Origin of the sequence: Archangium violaceum Cb vi76, from assembly GCF_000733295.1 — a bacterium.
GTDB lineage: Bacteria > Myxococcota > Myxococcia > Myxococcales > Myxococcaceae > Archangium > Archangium violaceum.
The window spans coordinates 1-496 of sequence record NZ_JPMI01000361.1 but is presented as its reverse complement, the minus strand read 5'-3'; the positions used below and the strand labels follow the sequence as shown (position 1 = coordinate 496).

1 protein-coding gene is annotated in these 496 nt (G+C 66.1%); it reads left to right on the top strand.

Annotation, left to right across the window (positions count from 1 at the left end; all coding sequences use genetic code 11):
* A partial coding sequence (locus Q664_RS45405; RefSeq protein WP_152622726.1) for a DUF2381 family protein occupies positions 1 to 287 on the top strand: 287 nt, incomplete at its 5' end.
* Positions 288 to 496: the final 209 nt, after the last annotated feature.

The following is a 496-nucleotide window of genomic DNA, read 5'->3' as shown; positions in this document are numbered from 1 at the left end:
ACGCTCCTCATTGTTGGCGGTGGCGGAGGCCCGAGGCCGCCATCCACATCCGGGTGAAAAACCGCGCGTCGGAGAGCTGGGAGATTGAGGAGGCGACGTTGGTGTCCGGCGCGGGCGAGGCGCTTGCCCGTGTGCGGACGCTGACGCCGGTTGTCATCCCGCCCGGGATCGACGCGCCCTTCTACGTCGTGAGCGAGCCGACGGCCCGTGCAGTGCCGGGCGCGTACACGCTCAAGCTGAGAGGGCGCGGCCGCGAGCTCGTCGTGGAGAACGTTACATTCCATTAGGGGCATAACGAGGTCGTCGGTACCCACGCCTCGCTAACATGCGGCACCCCACATAGAGCCACAACCCGCAGCTAGGAAAACGCGCATGGCCACCTTGTATGACTCCACCGGAAGCGAGAGCGGACGAGTCTGGGTAGACGGCACTTTTATTGGCGCCGGCAATCATAGGCCGGGCGCCCGCATCGACATGGGCAGCCCGGAGGGCTACG